This window comes from Acinetobacter sp. YH12096, from assembly GCF_013419215.1.
GTDB classification, from domain to species: domain Bacteria; phylum Pseudomonadota; class Gammaproteobacteria; order Pseudomonadales; family Moraxellaceae; genus Acinetobacter; species Acinetobacter amyesii.
In genome coordinates, this window is record NZ_VPAM01000004.1 from 102,162 (window position 1) to 124,229 (window position 22,068).

The 22,068-nt window shown below is 39.7% G+C and carries 18 protein-coding genes, 1 tRNA gene and 1 pseudogene; 3 read left to right on the forward strand and 17 right to left on the reverse strand.

The features are described 5' to 3' along the window. Positions 1 to 11 precede the first annotated feature (11 nt). The 4 genes from FTU36_RS02675 to FTU36_RS02690 all read right to left on the reverse strand — a co-directional run bounded on the left by FTU36_RS02675 (position 12) and on the right by FTU36_RS02690 (position 3,823). Entirely contained in the window at positions 12 to 722 is a 711-nt protein-coding gene (locus FTU36_RS02675) for a hypothetical protein (RefSeq protein WP_180116754.1), read from the reverse strand. Between the two features lie 116 nt (positions 723 to 838). Then, a complete protein-coding gene (locus FTU36_RS02680) occupies positions 839 to 2,071 on the reverse strand; it encodes a dihydroorotase (RefSeq protein WP_180116755.1) in 1,233 nt (410 codons plus the stop codon). Positions 2,072 to 2,080: 9 nt separating this feature from the next. Beyond that, the gene (locus FTU36_RS02685) at positions 2,081 to 3,097 is read right to left on the reverse strand and encodes an aspartate carbamoyltransferase catalytic subunit (RefSeq protein WP_180010388.1); all 1,017 of its coding nucleotides are present in this window, start codon (positions 3,095 to 3,097) and stop codon (positions 2,081 to 2,083) included. 369 nt (positions 3,098 to 3,466) lie between these two features. Next, on the reverse strand, positions 3,467 to 3,823 hold the full coding sequence (locus tag FTU36_RS02690; protein ID WP_180010389.1) for a hypothetical protein: 357 nt from the start codon (positions 3,821 to 3,823) through the stop codon (positions 3,467 to 3,469). A gap of 221 nt (positions 3,824 to 4,044) precedes the next feature. On the opposite strand from FTU36_RS02690, the gene rlmKL reads away from it, so the two are divergent. After that, positions 4,045 to 6,249 (forward strand): bifunctional 23S rRNA (guanine(2069)-N(7))-methyltransferase RlmK/23S rRNA (guanine(2445)-N(2))-methyltransferase RlmL, encoded by a 2,205-nt coding sequence (rlmKL, locus tag FTU36_RS02695; protein ID WP_180116756.1) that lies wholly within the window; start codon positions 4,045 to 4,047, stop codon positions 6,247 to 6,249. A 41-nt stretch (positions 6,250 to 6,290) separates the two neighbouring features. Here the strand turns inward: rlmKL and FTU36_RS02700 are convergent, their stop codons facing one another. From FTU36_RS02700 to crp, 9 genes are all read right to left on the reverse strand, one after another. Beyond that, entirely contained in the window at positions 6,291 to 6,449 is a 159-nt protein-coding gene (locus FTU36_RS02700) for a hypothetical protein (protein ID WP_162689727.1), read from the reverse strand. Positions 6,450 to 6,572: 123 nt separating this feature from the next. Then, complete coding sequence (locus FTU36_RS02705; protein ID WP_180116757.1) at positions 6,573 to 6,758, reverse strand: hypothetical protein; 186 nt, start codon at positions 6,756 to 6,758, stop codon at positions 6,573 to 6,575. A 189-nt stretch (positions 6,759 to 6,947) separates the two neighbouring features. Then, the gene (locus tag FTU36_RS02710; protein ID WP_180116758.1) at positions 6,948 to 8,249 is read right to left on the reverse strand and encodes a DUF945 family protein; all 1,302 of its coding nucleotides are present in this window, start codon (positions 8,247 to 8,249) and stop codon (positions 6,948 to 6,950) included. 128 nt (positions 8,250 to 8,377) lie between these two features. Continuing rightward, positions 8,378 to 9,544, reverse strand: coding sequence for a GNAT family N-acetyltransferase (locus tag FTU36_RS02715; RefSeq protein WP_180004895.1), 1,167 nt, complete (start codon positions 9,542 to 9,544; stop codon positions 8,378 to 8,380). 1 nt (position 9,545) lies between these two features. Then, positions 9,546 to 11,096, reverse strand: a complete 1,551-nt coding sequence (locus FTU36_RS02720; RefSeq protein ID WP_180116759.1) for a GH3 auxin-responsive promoter family protein — start codon at positions 11,094 to 11,096, stop codon at positions 9,546 to 9,548. Continuing rightward, positions 11,096 to 11,932, reverse strand: a complete 837-nt coding sequence (locus tag FTU36_RS02725) for a hypothetical protein (protein ID WP_306669694.1) — start codon at positions 11,930 to 11,932, stop codon at positions 11,096 to 11,098. Before FTU36_RS02725 ends, FTU36_RS02720 begins: the two co-directional genes overlap by 1 nt. A 225-nt stretch (positions 11,933 to 12,157) precedes the next feature. Next, on the reverse strand, positions 12,158 to 14,737 hold the full coding sequence (gene clpB, locus FTU36_RS02730; RefSeq protein ID WP_180021988.1) for an ATP-dependent chaperone ClpB: 2,580 nt from the start codon (positions 14,735 to 14,737) through the stop codon (positions 12,158 to 12,160). A gap of 347 nt (positions 14,738 to 15,084) precedes the next feature. Next, on the reverse strand, positions 15,085 to 16,134 hold the full coding sequence (locus FTU36_RS02735) for an NADP(H)-dependent aldo-keto reductase (protein ID WP_180116760.1): 1,050 nt from the start codon (positions 16,132 to 16,134) through the stop codon (positions 15,085 to 15,087). A gap of 202 nt (positions 16,135 to 16,336) precedes the next feature. Next, the gene (gene crp, locus FTU36_RS02740; RefSeq protein ID WP_180004890.1) at positions 16,337 to 17,047 is read right to left on the reverse strand and encodes a cAMP-activated global transcriptional regulator CRP; all 711 of its coding nucleotides are present in this window, start codon (positions 17,045 to 17,047) and stop codon (positions 16,337 to 16,339) included. A 148-nt stretch (positions 17,048 to 17,195) separates the two neighbouring features. Here crp and FTU36_RS02745 point away from each other — a divergent pair, with 148 nt between their 5' ends. Further along, positions 17,196 to 17,624: an OsmC family protein gene (locus FTU36_RS02745; RefSeq protein WP_180116761.1), complete on the forward strand. Its 429-nt coding sequence runs from the start codon at positions 17,196 to 17,198 to the stop codon at positions 17,622 to 17,624. A gap of 124 nt (positions 17,625 to 17,748) precedes the next feature. Continuing rightward, positions 17,749 to 17,949: pseudogene (locus tag FTU36_RS02750) on the forward strand (IS5/IS1182 family transposase); the annotation flags it as partial. Between the two features lie 86 nt (positions 17,950 to 18,035). Here FTU36_RS02750 and FTU36_RS02755 read toward each other — a convergent pair. From FTU36_RS02755 to FTU36_RS02770, 4 genes are all read right to left on the reverse strand, one after another. Further along, a tRNA-Val gene (locus tag FTU36_RS02755) sits at positions 18,036 to 18,112 on the reverse strand. Between the two features lie 32 nt (positions 18,113 to 18,144). Beyond that, positions 18,145 to 20,157 (reverse strand): DUF3488 and transglutaminase-like domain-containing protein, encoded by a 2,013-nt coding sequence (locus FTU36_RS02760; RefSeq protein WP_180116762.1) that lies wholly within the window; start codon positions 20,155 to 20,157, stop codon positions 18,145 to 18,147. Between the two features lie 3 nt (positions 20,158 to 20,160). Next, positions 20,161 to 21,066, reverse strand: coding sequence for a DUF58 domain-containing protein (locus FTU36_RS02765; protein WP_180021985.1), 906 nt, complete (start codon positions 21,064 to 21,066; stop codon positions 20,161 to 20,163). Positions 21,067 to 21,078: 12 nt separating this feature from the next. Beyond that, a complete protein-coding gene (locus tag FTU36_RS02770; protein WP_373686344.1) occupies positions 21,079 to 22,002 on the reverse strand; it encodes an AAA family ATPase in 924 nt (307 codons plus the stop codon). Positions 22,003 to 22,068: the final 66 nt, after the last annotated feature.

Below are 22,068 nucleotides of genomic sequence, written 5' to 3' on the forward strand. Positions count from 1 at the left end.
ATCTTACCATCTTAATATTCTGAATAATATTCAGTTTCTGCTGCAGTTGCTTGTGCTGCTGCCGCGGCTGCATCTTGCGCAGCCAAGTTAGCCTCATAAGCTGCATTAACTGCTTGCTTCGTTTCAGCCTCTTTTAATTTAATTTGATTTTTCTCTATTTGAGGCTTTAAAAATGCATAAGTTAAAGTATCAGAAATCAAAGTATTAAAATTATTTGTGTTCTTAACTAGAGTAAAAATTTTATCGCCCTTGTCTGAGGGTTGGAGCGTATATTCTAAAGTTAAGTTGATTTTATTATTATTAAAATCAACACCTAAGTCATTAGCTTGACTCTCAGTTGAATAGCGATCTACTTTAACACGGGCTTCATCTGATTTTTTCACAACATCGGAAGGTAAAATTGTTGCTAAATCAATTGAACAATTCGTCTTTGAACTATTCGGATCAATAAATTCTGTACGACTATCCATCAAAGTAAAATTTATTGATTGTGCTGAAAGTTTTAATTTAGCAGGATCCAAATCTTTGATTGCGCCATCCGAAATTAGCGATTTAAGCTCACTTTCTAATTGGTTCGTTAGGTTATCTTTTAAAACTTGATTAACAAGCAGCAAAGCTTCTGTGTCATCACATGCTATATGCTTAGAAAATAAATTACCCTTACAACCTGTTACACATACTGCAACCACACCAATTGCTAAAATATTTTTATAAAACGACATATTACCCCCTATTTATTTGAATCAAATATACACAAATTTACATAAACTAACTATTTTTAATTAAAAAAAGCTGACTATTGCCAGCTTTTTTTAATTAAATTCTACTCATTTTTTGTTTATCTAAAGAAAGCGTGAACTACTTTACCTTTTACCATTTGCTGAATTAATGGTGTGTTCTTACCATTTGATACAATCGTGTCTTTATTAATAGTCCACTCAAGCTCTGGATCGACCAGTACCCAACCCGCTTCATCTGCCCAACGCTGTTGCATATTGGCCACTTTTGCCGGTGCGAGTGTAACTTTCTCAACCCATTCCAGTGGGCTTAATAGGCCTTCTTGAATCAGTTGAATACCAAAAGGTACATAGGTATCAAATGCGGTAAAACCAGGTTGTGTTTCAGCAAAAGGCGCCATTTTCGCAGAGCTGCTCAGCGGCTCATGATGCGTACAGATCGCATCAATCACACCGTCTTTCACTGCTTGGCGGAGCAAGTCTTTATCTTGCTCAGAACGCAGCGGCGGACGAACATGCGCAAGTGAATTAAAGCCGTCAATCAACTGATCAGTTAAATGCAATTGGTGCATGGCTACATCGCAAGTGACCGGCAAACCTTTCGCTTTGGCCTGTTTAATCAATTCAACGGATGCGCCTGATGACAACAGACCAAAGTGCGCACGCACTTTAGTAGCTTCAATCATCAATAAGTATTTTGCAATGGCTACGGTTTCCGCCAATGCAGGAATCATCGGCAAACCTTGACGAGATGCGACAAAACCTTCATGCACACAGCCATCTTTGGCAATCTGCGGCTCTTCGGCATAGAACACAACGGTCATGTTCAGACCCGCAGCATATTCCAAGGTGCGAATCACTACATCATCGTCCATAAATGGCGCATTGGCATTCGATACCGCAGTACAGCCACCTTTTTTCAAACCTGCCATATTCGCCGGCTGCTTGCCTAACAAACCTTGAGTTTGCGCGCCAATCACCTGCAGATAAATGCCACCATCAATCATGGCTTTTTCCACCAGGCCATGAATCAATGCGCCATTGTCCTGCACAATCGGTTTTGAGTCAGGCGGGGTAAACACATGCAAAATACCATTCGCACGTGCAGCCTTACCTTCTGACTTTAAAGTGCCATGCTGCTGCTGACCCGGCTCACGCAAACGCGCACAGAGATCAACCATACTTGGCATCAGCCATTTGCCTTGACCATCAATGGTTTCAGCGGCATTGCTTTCGGCAACCAATCGGCCATTTTCAATATAAACCGTCTGTACGCTGTCAGTTTGATTGATTGGATCTAAGACACGTACATTTTCAACTTTAACAATACTCATGACTATCCCTTAAACCGCAATCGCTTCAATTAAACCTTTTTCTTGCAGCTGACCTTGCATCGCCAAAGCCAGTACCGCCATACGCACCGCAATACCGTTGGTCACCTGATGTAAAATCACGGACTGAGCACCATCGGCAATACTCGAGTCAATTTCAACACCGCGGTTCATTGGTCCCGGATGCATCACGATGCAGTCAGGTTTTGCCAAAGCCAAGCGTTCTTTATTCAAACCGTACATTTTGTAGAATTCAGCTTGAGATGACAGCGCAGGAGAATCAATACGTTCATTTTGAATACGTAAAGTAATAATCACGTCGCAGTCTTGAATGCCGTCTTCCATATTGTTGAACAAACGAATGCCTTCGCCATAATCATCAAAACCGTAAGGCAGCAAAGTATTTGGCGCAATGACACGAATATCTTTACAGCCCAATGTTTGCAATGCAGCGACATCTGAACGGGCAACACGCGAATGCTTAATATCGCCAATAATGGCAATGGAAATGTCTTCAAAATTCTTTTTGGTTTCACGGCGAATCGTCAACATATCCAACATGGCTTGCGTTGGATGCGCATGACGGCCATCGCCTGCATTGATGATTGCCACATGCGGACAAACATCTTTGGCAATAAAATGCGGCGCGCCTGACGATGAATGACGAACCACAAAAATGTCGGTCGCCATCGCCTCTAAATTCCACAAGGTATCACGCAGTGTCTCGCCTTTTGATGTACTTGAACGTGCAATATCAATGTTCAATACGTTTGCAGACAGGCGTTTTGCTGCCGCTTCAAAAGTGGTACGGGTACGTGTTGAATTTTCAAAAAACAGGTTCATCACCGTACGACCTTCTAAAAGGTTGTTGGTAATCAGCTGATTTTGGTCATTAAAAAAGGACTGTGCAGTGTCCAATATTTTTGTGAGAGTTTCTTTAGAAAGGCCTTCGATGGTGAGGAAATGTTTTAAGTTACCATCTTGGTTGAGTTGAATCTGGCTCGGTGTATGCAATGCCGCCAAGTGCATGAGAGATTCCTTATCGTTAAGTTAACGCATTATACAGAGAATCTTGGCAAATGGCAGTTGAAGTTTTCAACGTTCAATGCAAACGCATGATGTTATTCAAAATGAATTTTCAAATTCCTATCTATCATTTCAATTAGATAAATTAAACGGTTTAAATTAAACTTCACCTTTCCCCTTTCAAAAAGCCTTCAAACAGGACTTCTATCTGTCCTTATTTTTGATTGAATTGAATACTTTCAAACAGATAAAGTTCAGCTATGAACAACCGCCTTCTGCACAGTTCAACAGCTCTTGAAACATGGAAAGATGGTTGATACTTCAGGCGGTGTGCAGCAGGAAATTTATGCTGCTGCTCACAGCGGGATTGAATTAACGCAATGCGCCAATATAACGATGTGCAACCTGTGCTTTATAGATATCTTCCGCAGTCGGTTCGCTCATTAAAATTTCTGCTGTTTCAGATTGAACTGAGCTAACTATTGGTTCTTCTTGTGCTGAAACTGCAGCTTCATGCAAATTCAACTCGCTGTAAAGCCGCGCAACCAAACGAGATAATTCAGGATCGGCCGTTTCCAAAGCCAAGTTAGAAACAAAGCGTGCGTATTCGACATTCTCAACCACATATAATGCGTCAATAACCCGACCTGACACACGACGTAAGCGCGCATAGATTAAAGTTGCAATTGAAAATGCGTTTGATTGACTATTGATTGCCAGCCCTGTCATAAATACCCCTAATGATATCAATATTATAAAGATCGAATTTTGATCAGGGTTATAGCAATTTTTGTACCATTAAGTGATATTTCTCACAATGTACGCAGAATAAATTTGGTAAAGTCATTCAAATCTACCGATATTTCTTCCGTTTCAGCGCAATATCGTCCGCCCAAATCCACGAAAATACGTTAAAATATGCGATTGCTTTTTTGCCTTTGGAAATTTACATGAATTCGAAACCGCGTCTTTCTACATATTGGGTTACCTGTGCAGATGGACTGGAAACCTTACTCCGCGAGGAAATTGAAGGTTTAGGTGTTCAAAATATTGAACAGTTCCCGGGTCGTCTTGTATTCAAAGGCACACTTGAAGATGCATACCGTATTTGCATGTGGTCACGTTTGGCTTCTCGTGTACTCACTCCAATTCATACACATGAATTAGAGTTCACGCATGATGCACGTGATGTAGCGGAAGAGCTCTATGAAGGTGCAATAAACTTTGACTGGTCACTTATTTTTGCACCACAAAGTACATTTGCCGTTCGTTTACACATCGAACGTGACATTAAAGTCAATTCTCAGTTCGCAACTTTACGTGTCAAAGATGGTGTGGTCGATTCCTTTATGGAAGCTGTGGGCAAACGTCCTAGCATTGACATTAAGCAACCTGAAATTACGTTGTATGTATTAGCTGGCAAAACTGAACATACTTATTGCTTAGATTTATCAGGTGATTCTCTACATAAACGAGGCTACCGACGCTATATGACAGATGCGCCGATTAAAGAGAACCTAGCGGCTGCCATCTTACAGAAAGCAAAACTTAAACAGCATCAACCCGATATTATCCTTGACCCAATGTGTGGTTCAGGGACATTTATCATTGAATCTTTAATGATTTTGACTGACCGCGCGCCAGGCCTTGTTCGTCGTTTTGGTTTTAATGGTTGGAATGGTCATGACCATGAACTTTGGATGTCGATCAAAGGTGAAGCTGCTGAACGTCATAAAGCCGCACTTGAAAACTCTCTGCCACAATTCTATGCATTTGATGCAGACTGGGAAGCGGTAAAAGCAACTAAACAAAATATTATCGCGGCAGGTTTCGAATCTGTACTTGATCAAATTAAGATTGAAGAACGTACACTTGCAGACTGGCCAGATTTCCAAGCAACAGGTAAGAAAAGCTTTGTTGTCACTAACCCTCCGTACGGCGAGCGTTTAGGTGATAAAGCCTCTAACCGCGCACTGTATTTAGGTCTATCGGCACTATTACAAAAGAACTTCCCGAATCAGCCTGCTGCGATTATTGCAGCACAAGTTGAACAGGCCGATGTCCTTGCCTTTAATGATCCGCAAATTTTGCGTTTGATGAATGGTAAGCTCCCAATTTACGTCCGTTTTGGTACAGTCAAACCTGCAGCAGTTCAAAAGCCTTTCCTAGAGCATTGGGAACCTCAACAATTTGAAAAAATTGAAGGTGCAGAAGACTTTACTAACCGTCTGCAAAAAAACATGCAGAATCTTAAAAAATGGGCAGTCAAAGAAAATATTTTCTGTCTACGTTTATATGATGCCGATTTGCCTGACTTTAATGTCGCGGTAGATTTGTATGGTGATCGTTTACACGTACAAGAATATGCACCACCGAAAAAAATTGACCCTGAAAAAGCCAAAAAACGCTTTAACTTAGCACTTCAAGCGATTCGTGCAGTGACAGGCTTAGGTCGTGATGCGATTTTCATTAAAACACGTGCCCGCCAAGAAGGTAAAAATCAGTACACCAAACAAAGTACCGCGTCTAAACGTTTTATCGTTCAAGAAGGCAAAGCAAAGATTTTGGTGAACCTAACAGACTACCTCGATACAGGTTTGTTCCTTGACCATCGTCAAATGCGTCTACGGATTGCCAAAGAAGCCAAAGGTAAACACTTCCTGAACTTATATAGCTATACCTCTACAGCGAGCTTACATGCAGCGCTTGGCGGTGCAGCAAGTACGACCAGTGTCGATTTGTCAAATACCTACCTAAACTGGTCTAAAGAGAACTTTGTACTGAATGGTTTGACAGTAGATCATGCAGATGAACAACATCAGTTCTTCTCTAGCGACTGTTTTGAATGGTTGAAAGAAGGTCACGAGCAATATGACCTGATCTTTATTGACCCACCAACATTCTCTAACTCTAAAAAGTTCTATGGTACGTTTGATGTCCAACGCGACCATATGTCTTTGCTTAAACGTGCCATGAACCGTTTAACCACTGACGGAACGCTTTACTTCTCAAACAACTACCGTGGTTTTGAGATGGACGATGTGATCATGGCAATGTTTGACGTTGAAGAAATCAGCAATGAAACCATTGGCCTAGACTTTAAACGTAATACCAAAATTCACCGTGCATGGAAAATCACTCATCCACAAATCTAAGGTTTGACTTTAGAAATTCCTGATCTATGAAATGAAGCACGTCAGTGCTTCATTTCAACCACGACTCCATCTGGATACGTTACTCGAATATTTTCATGTCGCTCTTGCAGCACAATACGGTTAATCGGTGCAACTTCAGGAGATTGTATTAACCCGACCTGATCCGCTGCCCTTTTCTTTTGAAGCAAATAATCACTCATGGTTGAGCCTTCAAGCTGGGTCTCCTGAATGATCTTATTATTACGATTAGATTTATGATTTGAATTGTTCTGCTGCTCTTCTTTGGGTTTAGCTGCTTCACTCTCAATAATATCTAAGGTTTCTTAACTAAATTGTTTTTTACCTTGCGTTTCATTCGACAAACGTTGATCTGAAATTGAAGTACCCGCAAAAACTGTAGACTGAACAGCGATCAGAAAAATGCTACTAATAAGACTGTGTTTTACCCAAGAACATTTAGGCATGGATGATTGAACAAGTTTCCGTCTAAAAAAATAATCGTGTGACATCGTGTCTTTCCTATTGTTGTTTTGATTGGCTAGTTGCCCATTGACGCTAGCAACTTTTCAACTGTTCAACAATGGCTAGGCCGCTGTGTTCCGATAAAGTGAAAATCATGATTCCGCAGCTAAAAATATAAAACCGCCAATCTATGACGGTTTTATATTTTTTAAACTTAACTACTCACTGCTGGTTGCTTATTTCTCTTGTATAGCTTGACCAAAAAGCTTTTGACCGAACTTATATTGCATACTCATGACCATGTTATTGCCATCGCGCTTGCCTTGCCCTGATGTTTCAAAACCAGCAAACATGGCTTCGGCTTCCTGTACTGACAAACTTTTGCCCTGTAATTGTAAAAAGTTATTCATGATTGCAGTCATCATATTTTTATCAAAACTTAAGTCTGCTTGAAAATCCAGTAAGCTCGGCACCATTTTTATAAAAGACTCCATTGAAGCATGGTGACCCGGCATGACTTTCCCCACAACATTTGCAGAGGCTTTACCTCCACCAATACTGATCGAGTTATCTTTAGACTCAAAATCAAAACCTTGGCTTGCGATTGCTAAGAATGCTCGAGTCATTTCTTCACTTGATTCACCCACTGCATCGCATGAATTTTCCACCTGATGCAAAAGTTCACTAAATGCACGAACTTTATCTAGATTAACTTTATGCAATGCCAAATTCAGTGCGAAATCTTTAGTGACCGGTGAACCTGGGAAATCCATCTCATCAGCTTTTAAGTAGCCTTCAAAGTCCACATCCTGTTTATTTAGTTCGGTCTCCCAACGCAATTGCATACCACGCATGCCGCCTGAGAACTTTTGATCTAAACGTTTGATAGAAGCCGCTTGGATTTCAACAAAACCATTTTCAAGATTTTTCTGATTTAAACCTTGATTGGTCTTCATCGAAAAATTTTGCACCATGGTTTGCATTGGACCTTCACTCAACCGAACCACAGGTAAATGGATTGAAAGCTCAGATACCTTAGTGGCTTGCCCCGGTAGACTACTGATCCGAATTTGCAATTGGCTGGCATCAGCTTGTACCGTTGTACCTTGTGCAGTCGTTTTAAATGCAGGAATCTTTAGATCTGTTTTACTTTGACCAATCCAATTGACCAAAGTTTTTGCCGTTAAGTCTGTATCAAAAAGCTTGGCATATTCGGACGTACTTTGTTGTTGAACAATCTTAAAGTTCGAGTTGATGTTATAGCCTTTCAACCCACGTTGAATCTGATCGGTACCCTTCAACACGATCACTTCTTTGGGTTTACACGGGTCTGTTTTCAGGGTTAATACCCAATCGACCGTTCCACCCATCAAACCCATTTGATAATTGCTGTACTTTACATCAACATCTTGTACAGCTGCTGACCAATTATTCTGTGTATAAAATTGGGCAAGAGATTTATCTGCATATAAATTCCCTCCCACCACAGCTGCTGAAAGCACCGCTAAACTGCCAATTCCCCACATCCATTTTGACATGTCTTTCTCATTCTGATTATTCTTTGCGCAGTATACTGAAGAACTCAGTTACATAAGTACACAATCAGAATGATTTTAAATGATTGATTTGGCAGTTTTAATTGATTTTTTGATGGCTATCACTTCAACTATATACGCCCAGCTTCAAAATAACTAATACGTTTACGATCAAAAGCAGCGTATGGATTGGCTTTAAAACTATGAAAATAGTGCTTGGCTTTTAACACATGTGAGGTCGTATTTTTCATCCACTCAATACGCGGGTCCTTCTCTGCCAAAGTAATACAATAGGTTTCTTTACCACGTTGCTTTGTCTGCTGTTTTGCATGAAAAATCAAACTTGCAAATACGTCCAGATGTTCAGGATGACATAGCGGACTATGCAACATTAAATAATCAAAGGTTCCATGAATTTTTGGCAGTGATAAAACACCACGCACACTGGCATAGGCATTATAAAAAGGTTTCATCAACTTTAATGACCTTGAATAATCGATCACTCGAGTTTGTTTAAAACTTTTTTGATTCCATAAGCCATAAAGTCCAACCAACTGATTGTGCTGATCGTAAATCAAATAGAAGTCATCTAGATTTAAGCATGCCCAAAATGGATTTTGACCATCTACCAAAGCATTAAAATCATAGCTAGGTAAAAAATTATAATGGTCTTTCATTTTTAAAATGAAATCATTCGCTTCATCTACACGTTCAGCAGTCAGGGTTTTAAATTGATATTGATTGAAAGTTTTTGGTTTCACTGCCTGTGAAACGGTAAAGGTTCGAATTTCATCATAAAAATATGGCAGCGGAAATCCAGATCTTTCATGATGTAAAATACTGGCAGCGACAATATTGTCGTTTAAAACTACACTTTCAAAAATCGTGTCTTGTGGTATTTCATCATGGAGATAGTCCATCAATAAGCGCATGACTTTAGCACCACGATACGCTGGATTCATTCTTAAATCGGCGACATAACGCATCAGGTCAGGCTGACCATTGATATAACAATAACGCCATCCCAAATTCATCATCGCAATCACGATAGATGGATCTTCCACAGGGACAACCACTTTTAAATCTGGACGATTATACTGTGCGTGGCTGGCATCAAAATAACTGGGGTGACGCGCATAAGATAATGTGATGCCATTGCTTGGCATAGTCTCTGCACTAATTTTCATTAGTTGCTCATCATCTTCGACAGTCGCATTTCGAACCGCAAACTTAGTCTCATTCTTTGAATGATATAACGCCGTTTCGTCGAACGGTGCATCTAACACATCGATATCCATCTCAATACTCAATTATTTTTGTTTTCATTTTCTTAAGCGGCTCAGGCTTAATATTCCCTTCAATCATGCCATTGTTCATGGCTAATGTTTTGTAGTAGTCCCATGCATCTTGTACATGTACAACTTCAGGTTCATCCAACTGCCCTAGATCGCGTGCCAATTCATAATGAAAATTATGTTTAAGCAAACGATCTAGTGCTTGAGCTGATGGTTGTTTGTCTACATTGCCTTCACTGAGTAAAATATAGTGTGGTTTTTTAACCGAACATTGTTCGATACCCAAGATACTAATCGGCAAATAATCCGCTTGTTTAAACTCTGCAAGAACTTTAACTGCAGCATTGTGGTCGAGCTTTTCTCCGACCAAATCTACCGTCATTTTGCGACCTAAAAACTTGAAACATGGCACTTGCTGATAAAAGTCTGTGACTTCTAATTCATCATCAATCACATAACGAATTAATCCTGAACCTGTCGTGATCACAGGACTAACAATATCACCTATTTTCAGTTGCCAAGATGGCACCACTTTTTGGCTGTCTTGCAAAATAAATTCATAAAAATGTGACTGATAACTTAAGGTAAAACGCTCTGCAAATGGAATCGTCACTACGCCTTCAGTTGCCCATAAACCTTTACCTTCAAATGCCACACCTGCAATTCGTTGCTGGAGTTGTACTGCCCACTGCTCTGCGCTCGCTGTATCCCAACTCGAAACCAGACTGAGTTTAGGCCACAGTTTTTTCCACGCCGATGCTTGGGTCAAATCCAAGTCTTGTAAGCGATAGCATTGTTGACAAGATTTAGGAACTTGCAGAAAACTCAATCCCTCACGTTGCCATTGTCCAGTTTTCAAGACCTGCACAATTTCAGCTTGATGTTCTTGAATGATATCCAACAATTGCAAAGCAAATGTAGGACTCCATACCGAAATCATGCCTAAATGCTTATCTGCAACGAGATACACCGCAGTTGCAAACATGGCATCTTCGGCTGAACTTGCCATCGCAATTTCAGTCGGTACCGACTGGGTAATTTTACTCAGCACTCGCTTCGACAGATTAAGCAGCGCACTATCATCATTCAAATTACTATTTTCTAAAAGCTTTCGCTGGCTTTCAGGCAACCATGAAACCGACCAATAATGCGTTGAGTTTTTCAGTTGTGGATGAGTTCGGTATAGATTGGTGAGCCATAACCCAATAGCTTCATCTAGCTCATCTAAAAAAGCCTGAGTATAAGGAATGAATTTAATTGCTTCACTCGACCCACTGGTCGGTTGAAATCGGACAATTTTTTCAGGCCCTAAACAATTTTTGCCACTTTGTCTGGATTGTTCAATTTGGCTTTTCCAATTGCTATAACGCGAAAGCGGATATTTTTTGGCAAATTGCTCATAACTTAAATTTTGCGAAATGTGCTGCTTTAAAAAATGACTTAATTTTTTACGTTGCACATTTTCCAACTGATGTGCCTGCTGTGTATAGCGTTGAAATGCTTTACGGCAGGCAATATTCAAGACTTGATGTGCTGTGGTGAGAAGCAATCCCATTAGGCCACCTTCGAGTCTGAACCTGTCGCAATATGCAATGTACGTGACTTATAACGTAACTTGCTGTCATGTTTACTCACACTGGTGGTCTTGGTTAAGAATCGATTTACATAACGGTATAAATCGCTCCAACGTAATTCACCAATGCATGGAAGTTCAGTTCCATCGACCCACGTTGGGTTCTTATCTTCAAAAAAAGCAATCTTGGTATTGTTTTCGCGCATCTCATGGGTGATAGGCGCAACATCTGCTTTGAGTGGCTGGTAGTCTTCGCCAAAATTTAGCAAACCTGTTTCATGGTTATAGTATTCTGAGAAATATTCTTTACAGTACGATTCGACAAAGTCTTTGAGATGAGCATTTTTCTCACCATAGTGTGGATAGTAGCTGTAGTAGTTATTGGCTAAAAGCAGATAAGTTTTAAAGCCTTTAGAGATTAGAATCCAATATACAGGTGTTCTTGGATGACGAAATTTAAAACTAATAATATAACGGAACATTGCTCTAGTTAATGCACGATTTCCCCAATACTCTTTCTCAATAATGGTATCTCCACTGAAAAAAGCATGTCGGGCTTTACCATCAACAACAAAGTCACGTTCCATAACCGTCGAAAATCCGACAATTTGATTATTTTTCGGTTCAATAATAAAAAAAACACCGGTTTTTTCTAAGAAGTCGCGTTCAAAAATTTCATAACGGGTATTGGCATAATACTTTTGATAAATACCATACATGCGTTTGAGTTCTTGAACAGTGATGTCACCAGTATGTTTATATAAACTATAAGGTTCTTTTTTGATCTGCCTAAGCAGTTTAAATTCCATCATAATCATAATTTCCTGTTGCCATTCATTCATGATGAACAAGCGATATTGTTTTTGTTTTACAGAACACAGTCATCTCGTTGGATGCGTGCGGACGTCATATTAGTGGGTGAAAATGATGAAATGCAATCAACTTTACGTATTTAAACGAAAATCACGAAAAGCGTAAAATAAAAAAACCCGGCCTAAACCGGGTTTCTGTTTTTACAACTGAACGTGGCTAATTTGTACCTTTTAATTGAGTTTCATCTTGTCAAAACTTAGGTGATCTCCTTCCGCTTGAACAACAATCGTATCGCCCGGTTGGAACGCGCCTGACAAGATTTTCTGTGCCAGTGTATTTTCAACTTGTTGTTGGATGGCACGTTTTAGAGGACGTGCACCATATACAGGGTCAAAACCAGCATCGATAAGTAACTCAAAGGCACTATCTTCAACTGCCAAACTCATGTCTTTGTCAGCCAAACGTGAACGTAAACGATCCAACTGAATATCTGCAATGCCACGAATTTGCGCTTTTTGTAAAGAATGGAAAACCACCAGCTCATCAATACGGTTCACAAATTCAGGACGGAAATGTTCAGATACAGCAGCCATGACCACAGCACGAACTTCGTCTTTCGACGGGTTTTCACCTAATTCACGAACATCGGTTGAACCTAAGTTCGAGGTCATCACGATTACGGTGTTTTTGAAATCAATCACACGACCTTGTGAGTCAGTTAATCGACCATCATCTAACACTTGAAGCAAGATGTTAAAGACGTCTGGATGGGCTTTTTCAACCTCATCAAACAACACCACACTATAAGGTTTACGACGTACAGCCTCAGTTAATACACCGCCTTCTTCATAGCCCACATAGCCCGGAGGAGCACCCACTAAACGGCTCACCGAATGCTTTTCCATAAACTCTGACATGTCGATACGAATAATCGCATCATCACTGTCAAATAAGAAGTTACCTAGAGCTTTGGTTAACTCAGTTTTACCTACACCTGTTGGCCCAAGGAATAAGAATGAACCACTTGGGCGGTTTGGATCGGATAATCCTGCACGAGAACGACGCACCGCATTCGACACTGCTACGACAGCTTCATCTTGACCAACTACACGGTTATGTAAGAACTCCTCCATGTGTAAGAGTTTTTCACGTTCACCTTGCAGCATTTTCGCAACAGGAATACCTGTAGCCGCACTTACCACTTCAGCGATTTCATTTTCAGTGACTTTGGTACGAATCAGTTTCGGTTCTTCATTCACCTCGGCAACTTCTTCTTCATTCAAGCGTTTTTGCAACTCAGGAATAACACCATATTGCAAACGGCTAGCTTCTGCTAAATCACCTTCACGTTGTGCTTTTTCAAAGGCAGTACGTGCTTTATCTAGCTCGATTTGAGCCTGATTCGTGCCGTCAACCAGACGTTTTTCCGCAATCCAAACTTCTTCCAAATCACTATATTCTTTTTGAACTTCAGCAATTTGTTTCTCTAGGTGCTCAACTTCAGCTTTTGAGACTGAATCTGCATCTTTTTTCACCGCTTCAAGTTGCATTTTTAACTGAATTAAACGGCGATCTAAACGGTCAAGTGGCTCAGGTTTTGAGTCAATTTCCATTTTGATACGTGATGCAGCTTCATCAATCAAATCAATGGCTTTGTCTGGCAACTGACGGTCTGTGATGTAACGATGCGACATTTTTGCCGCAGCAATAATCGCAGAGTCTAAAATTTGCACACCATGATGGGTTGCATATTTGTCTTTTAGACCACGTAAAATCGCAATGGTGTCTTCCACACTCGGTTCATCAACGATCACTTTTTGGAAACGACGCTCTAATGCCGCATCCTTTTCAATATATTGGCGGTACTCATCTAAGGTGGTTGCACCTACACAGCGTAGCTCACCACGCGCTAATGCAGGTTTAAGCATGTTACCAGCATCCATTGCACCATCGCCTTTACCTGCGCCAACAAGCGTATGTAATTCGTCAATGAAAAGAATAATCTCGCCATCATATTTGGCTAAATCTTTTAGAACTGCTTTAAGACGTTCTTCAAATTCACCGCGGTATTTTGCACCTGCAAGCAATGAACCAAGGTCGAGTGAAAGTACACGTTTACCTTTCAGACTTTCAGGAACTTCACCATTGACGATACGCTGTGCTAAGCCCTCAACGATTGCTGTTTTACCCACACCCGGCTCACCAATCAGTACGGGGTTGTTTTTGCTACGACGTGATAAAACCTGAATGGTACGGCGAATCTCTTCGTCACGACCAATAACTGGATCTAACTTGCCTTCTAATGCACGTGCATTGAGGTCTAAGGTATATTTGTTGAGTGAATCACGTTGATCTTCGTGGTTATTACTCATGACTTGTTCACCGCCTCGTATTTGTTCAATTGCACTACGTAATTTATCTGTCGTTACGCCTACACTATTTAATAAGGTTTTGGTTTTACCCGTTTCAGCTAAACCGAGAATCACCCAATCTGTAGAAAGAAACTCATCTCCAGCTTTTTGCGCAAAACTATCGGCTAAATTTAGCGCTTTGACTGCTTCAGGATTTAGGTTGATGTCCCCTGTCGGCGTAGCAATGGTGGCGGTATCCTGTAGGGCTTGCTGAAGTTTGGTTTTTAACTCAGGAAGATTAGCACCTGCCTGTTGTAACAAGCTTTGGTTCGAAGGCTCTTCAAGCAATGTCGAAAGAATATGGATTCCTTCAATGGCTGTATGGTCTTTCCCCATTGCTAAAGATTGGGCATCGGATAATGCTTGCTGCAAACGGTTTGTGAATTTTTCGAATCGCATTCTTGTTATTCCTCACAACAAATTCTGTACTTGAAGCATATATGGGAGTCATATTTAAAATTTCAAATACATTTTTTAAATATTTTTCAATGAGTTAATTTTAAGATAAAGATAAATCTCAATTATAATATTGGTATAAATAGAATACTTTTCAAGTCATTTATTGAAGAATTTAGTACTTTATTATATTGTTTAAATACATATGTATTTTTAGGCAATTTTCTTGTCAACTCAACTAACTTTCTGACAATAAAATTCAATGATTTTCCATTTGCTTAAATAATACAAATGTCAAAAAAGCCCACATTTACATGCAGGCTTTTGCTTAATCCACTAAAAAGTTCAGCTTAAGGTGCAGGATTTGGCTGTTGGCGATGAATAGCTTCAATCTTTTTTAAAATGTCTTCTGATAAATTCACCTCAAAAGCATCAATATTTTCTTTCAACTGATCTAGATTTGTCGCACCAATAATTGTACTGGTGACAAAAAATTGCTGCTTAATAAATGCTAGTGCTAACTGTGTCAACGTTAAACCATGCTGTTCAGCCAATTGTGCATATTGTTCTGTTGCCCATTCACTCTCCGCATTTGAATAGCGGCTGAAGCGTGAAAATAGTGTCACTCGAGCATTGGCAGGACGTGCACCATGACGGAATTTACCTGTTAGATAACCAAATGCTAAAGGTGAATATGCCAATAAGCCCACGCCTTCGTAGTGTGCAATTTCAGATAAACCGATTTCATAAGTACGATTCAACAAACTATATGGATTTTGCACACTGACAATTTTTTCTAAACCATGCTTTTCTGCAAGTTGTAGGAATTTTAACGTTCCCCATGGCGTTTCATTAGATAGTCCAATTGAGCGAATTCGACCTTTTTTCACCTCATGACTTAAAGCAACTAATGTTTCTTCTAAATTGGTAATAGTTTGCGTACTGTTTGCTTCGGCATTGCCATAACCCAATTTACCGAAAAAGTTGGTTGGACGTTGCGGCCAATGCAACTGGTATAAGTCAAGATAATCTGTTTGTAAGCGCTGAAGAGAATGATCCAGTGCAGACTCAATTTCCGAAGCAATAAATTTAGTTTGCCCGTCACGAATATGACTACCGCCTTGTGACGGCCCTGCAATTTTTGAAGCTAAGATTAATTTATCACGTCCACCGCGAGCTGCAATCCAGTTACCAATAATAGTTTCAGTTGAACCTTGGGTTTCAGGTTTCGGTGGGACAGGATACATTTCTGCAGTATCCCAAAAGTTAAGACCACGCTCTAAAGCATAATCCAGTTGCTCGAAAGCTTCTGCTTGGGTGTTTTGTTCACCAAACGTCATAGTGCCTAAACAAATTTCTGGAACTAAAATTCCGCTATGTGCCAATGGTTTAAATTGCATGCCACAAATTCCCTCTTTATTTTAAATATCAATATATAAGTCACGAAGTAGCTTACCTAAGATATCGGCTTTGTTTAAATCATAATTTTCTGTTTATTTGTCAGAAAATGTGAGAAAAGCTTGTTCAGCTATAATGGTGAGAAATGAATAGACATAAAAAAAGCAAACCCCTGAGTTTGCTTTTTTTTATTTAGAAGAATGATTATTCTTCGTCGTCAAATTCGTCAGAAGCCAATTGACTTTTATCTTCAAGCGATGCATCAAAAATTAGAATCGCTTTACCATCAGTTTCAATCATGCCTTGCTCTTCAAGTGTTTTTAGAACACGACCAACCATTTCACGGGAACAACCCACGATACGACCAATCTCTTGACGAGTAATACGAATCTGGCGACCATTCGGCAAAATCATTGCTTCAGGTTGTGAAGATAAATCAATTAAGCAACGTGCAATTCGACCTGACACGTCAATAAACGCAAGGTCGGTTACTTTACGCGTCGTATTTTTAAGACGGCGTACAAGCTGTGCAAATACCGCATAACTTAAGTCTGGGTATTGTTTACTTAATTCATGAAAGTTTTCATAGGTAATCTCAGCAATTTCACATACATCTCGCGTACGCACTTCTGCAGTACGCTGTGCATTTGCTTCGAATAGACCCATTTCCCCAAAAAAGTCACCCGCATTTAAGTACGCAACCACAATTTCACGCTCATCATCTTCACGTAAAATGATAGATACTGAACCCTTAAGAATTAAATACAAAGATTTAGATTCTGAGCCCGCATCAATGATTGTTGTACGTTTTGGGTAACGATTGATATATGCACGTTTTAATAATGCCTTCACCGACTCAGGTAACTGCCCCGGAGATAGCGCATCTGTGCTAAGTTGTGAAAAGTTTGAAGTCATGCTAACAGTTTCCGAATATGGATAATTTATAGATCGCACAAGACCTAAAGTGAACTTGTCACACGTAAGAGTTGAAATTCCTTATCAACTCAATTTATGTTAGTGTACAGGTACTGCGTAAATTTATAGCTTTTTTTAGGGACTTGCAATGCAAACTAGTGTTCATTGGCTAGAGAATGTTGCTTTTGAAGCAAAAACTCAAAGTGGTCACACTGTTATGATGGATGGATCACAAGAATATGGCGGTGAAAACCGTGGTCCGCGCCCAATGGAACTGATTTTAACAGGACTTGGTGGTTGTGCATCTTTCGATATTGTGACGATTTTAAAGAAAGCACGCCAAGGCATTACCGATGTTCGTTGTGAATTAAATGCAGAACGTGCCGACACTATTCCTGCTGTATTCACTAAAATTCATTTGCACTTTGTAGTCACTGGTCATGGCGTGAAGGAAAAGCAAGTTGCAAAAGCGGTTGAACTTTCTGCTGAAAAATACTGTTCTGCTAGTAAAATGCTGATGGATGGTGGTGTAGAAATTACCCATGACTTCGAAATTTTAGAAACTGAAGATGCATAATTTATTTGTTCAATTAAGAGCCGCATAGAATGCGGCTTTTTTGTTTCAAATAATCCGCTATAGCATACATTGTATAAAGCACTGCTATATAGTCATAAACGCAGAAATATGAGCCAAAGAAGTAGCGAATATACCAAGGAAAACGAATAGCCAATCGAACAATGACCATATGGACTGGTATTTATATAAAATCAGGCATTTAGTTGAAAATATGTTTTGTAGATTAAAGCAATTTAGAGGAATAGCTACTCGATATGACAAGCTCAAAAGGAATTATCAAAGTTCTGTTGCTTTAGCCTGTATATTTTTATGGCTACCTTTATAGGGTTAATTATGAACAGTAAATGTCAACAGACCCTAATAATTTCAGATAAAAAAAAGCAGAATCATTTTGATTCTGCTTTTTGAATTTGGTAGGTTTAACCAGATTCGAACTGGTGACCTCTACGATGTCAACGTAGCGCTCTAACCAACTGAGCTATAAACCTAGAATGCGTAGAATCATATTCATTTTTATTTTTTATGACAAGCCCTTTTCTGACTTTTTTAAACTTTGCGTACAAGTTTTAAGCAAAGCCTTAAAATATTGAATATCATGAGAACTTAGCGCGGTACCTACATAAATTTCCTGCTCAAATAACGTAATAACTTGTTCAAATGCCGCCCTTTCCTGTTCAGGTACATTTTCAGCCAAACGTTGTAACCAATGCCGAAAACTTTCAGAAGCCACTTTTTGCTGGCTCAAGGGTAAATTCTTAGCAAACTTGGCAATTTCTCTTTCAAGAGAGCTTAGGCTTTTTCTTTTTTTCCACAAAATCCATATAAAATATAATGCTACAATGCCACCAATACTCAAAATAAGAATTAAAACACCTGCATAAGCAGAATTTGTACCGAGCTTTTTAAACCATTGTTGCTGTGATTCTGCATTGTAACCCACTACTTTACTCTGCCATTGGTAACTCGCATAATCACTCCATACACGGACTTTTTTCAACATCGAAAATTGTTGATAGGCCCAAGTCGACTGCTGTCTCCCAAAAATTGTCCGATCTTGTTCCATATAATCCTGCATCCCACCATCGATACGCTGAGGTGCGATCATGGCTGTAGGATCAATTCGACGCCAATGTTGATTGACATAAACCTCTGTCCACGCATGTGCATCGAGCTGACGAACCTCCCAACTTTTTCCATCTGGTGCTAATTGACCACCTTGATATCCCACAACAATACGCGATGGAACACCCACATAGCGCATCAACATTGCAAAACTCGATGCAAAATGTTCGCAAAACCCCTTTCTTGATCCAAATAAAAAATCATCTATCCGATTTTGCCCCAATACACCTGGGCTTAAGGTATATGCAAAGCGATTTTGTTTATACCATTGCAAAACTTCGGCAATATAACGCTCAGGATTTTGACGACTTCGCTGCCATAAAGTTTGGGCCAATTGTTGTGATTGAACATCCAAGTTTTCAACATAGCGAGTGTTTAATTTTTCAAGTAAAGCTACATTTTTTATTTGAGGAGGTTCTGCACTTCCTAACCATTTCAGTTGAATCGGCTCTGTACGTGCTGTTAATCGGTAGGGTGTAATTCGACCATCTTGACCTAATGCAAAACGTGCTTCATTGGGAACGGATTGCTCCAACGACATAATCCACATCACACTTGGGTCGGCAGCCAAATATTGATAATTCAATGTCCGCTTGGGTTTTAAATCAGCTGGATTCAGCTGTATAACGTTCTGGTTAAAAAAATGACTAGTCCATTTAGAACCATCATATTCATCTAATGCCATCGCCCGCCAATACAGCTCTGTACGTGTTGGCAAGGCTTGAATATCACCAATTATACGAAAAGCCAAACTACTCGACTGTGATAACTCAGCAATATCGCCCGGAGACATGTTGTCACTGATTCCCGTTGTGGCTTTATTTTCAGGAATAGGAATATGCCATAGCGGCGGCAGGCGTGGAAAAAAGAGAAACAGCAAGATAAAGAATGGAACAGCTAAGGCAATAAATTTACCCACATGCCCAATATCTTGTTTAATCGCCTGTATTTCACCGCTTGAGTTTTGGCTAAAACCAACGGTCTGTAAGCGATACAACCCAATAAAACAGCTCAACAGAGCCAATAAAATAACCAGTGCCATGGCAAAAGACTGGCTAAACAAAAAACTACTGGCAATCACAAACATCGCAAAGTTAAATAAAATAATTACATCACGACGTGTTTTTGTTTCTAAAGATTTAGCAAATAAAAATATACTGAGTACTGCAACCCCTGCATCAACACCAATAAAGGTTTTATGGCTTATATAAATGCTAAATAATGCTGTCAATGTCAGCACATAGGTTAAAATTTTAGAAAATGGTTTTTTACTGGCGCGGGTATTGAGTAATAAAATAAGCCAAATAACTAAAAATACCAATGATGTCGCCACAGGGATATAAAGCATTTGTGCAATGAGCACCAATGCTAAAGTGAGTAATATTGAGCGGCGTATGGTATTTTCAATCATCTCTTAAGCCTGCGCCAATAACCGTTTTGCTTCGGAATAATGCAGTTTTCCAGTACCTGATGCTAACTCAGCATTAGGTAAATACAGTGCATATTGATCGTGATTTTTTTCAGCCTGCTCGACCAAACCCATCATGAGGCTAAGTTTTTCTTCATGACTTTGAGCTGGCATATGGTGATAATGAATCTCCAATTTCTTTAGATCTTCATATTGCTCAAAAACTTTGACATACAAGCCTTGTCCTCGTGCTGCTTGTTTCCATGACACCGCATGAAGTGAATCCCCCGTCTGAAAACTCCGTAATTCGCGAAATTCATCAAGATCAGGTTCAAAATTTTGCTGTTGTTGCTTATTTTCCACGGAATGCAAACTGGCTTGTGGCGCAACCCACGCGGGGTGTTGTGCATACAAATACGTCCAGGCCCGAACCAAACCAAAGGGATAAACACTATAAATTTGTATAGGTGGAATCTGAAAAACACCGCGTTGACTGGTTGTAAAATTTAATTGAAAGCCGTGCTGTTGCGTATTGAACAATAATTTATGTAGCTGATTTTCAGTTTTAATCCACAAATATCGCGCCTGTTCAACCTCTTGTTTAAAGTAAATATCGACCAAAAGTAATTCCCCAGCTTGCGGGATATCAACAACATTTATTTGAATCTGCAACGCATGAAGCTGTTTAAAAGTAATATAGAAACTAATACACAATACGGCGCTAATTAAAAAGCAAAATCCTAAAATCAAGTTATTGGCATAATTCACACCTGCAATAAAGGTGATGAAAATTAACACCAAATACAAGTAGCCTTGCTGATAGATAAAGATCAATACATCTTTTTGAGTCAGCTGCTTGTGCTGATCGATTTTAAATCGACGTTCAATCCATTGCTGCCACATTGAAGCCAAGGTTCAACTCCTTTATTGGATCGAAACTTGTTCTAAAAGCTTAAAGGCTTCAAGATCTGACAACCCAATTCGATGAGATACCACAGCTGTAAAAACGGCTTGTACATCGTCAGGATTCACATAATTTCGCTGCTCAATCAGCGCATAGGCTTGCGCAGCTTTCTTTAAGGCTAAAACACCACGAGTAGAAAGACCATGTCTCCCCTTACGTGTCTCAGCAGCAAGATCCAAAATGTAATCCATTAAACGATCACTCAGATGTATCTGCTCGACAAACCCTTGTAGTTGTAAAATTTCTGCTTCATTAAAGATATGTGCTAATGCCGCAATCAGATCATGGCGTGAAGTTTGTTGGAGCAATAATTTCTCTGCCTGACGCGATGGATAACCTAAAGACAAACGCATTAAAAACCGGTCCAACTGGGACTCAGGTAAGGCATAAGTACCACTTTGAAATAAAGGGTTTTGTGTCGCAATCACCCAAAATGGTTGAGGCAAAGCATATCGCACACCGTCGACCGTCACATAGCCCTCTTCCATCGCTTCCAATAAAGCACTTGGGGTCTTTGGACTACAACGGTTGATTTCATCTGCCAATAAAATTTGGGTAAAAATCGGCCCAGATTTAAACTCAAAATGATGTTCTTTTTGATTAAACATATTTACCCCAATCACATCGCTGGCCAGCATGTCATTGGTAAATTGAATCCGTTGAAACTTTAATCCCGCCAAATGTGACAAGGCGCTAGATAATGTCGTTTTTCCTAAACCAGGTAAGTCTTCAAATAACACATGCCCGCCTGCCAATAGACAAGCTAAAGCCAATTTGGTTTGCTGATTTTTATCCAGAATAATTTGGTTAATTTGTTCGAGGAAAGTATTTATTTTCGGGTAAAAAGGTGCAAGGCTCTGCTCACTTAAAAGCGTTGATGTAATATTTTGTTGGCTTTTCTCTGATCCCCACAACACCTTTTATTCCCCAATAAAAAAGTTAAATGAATG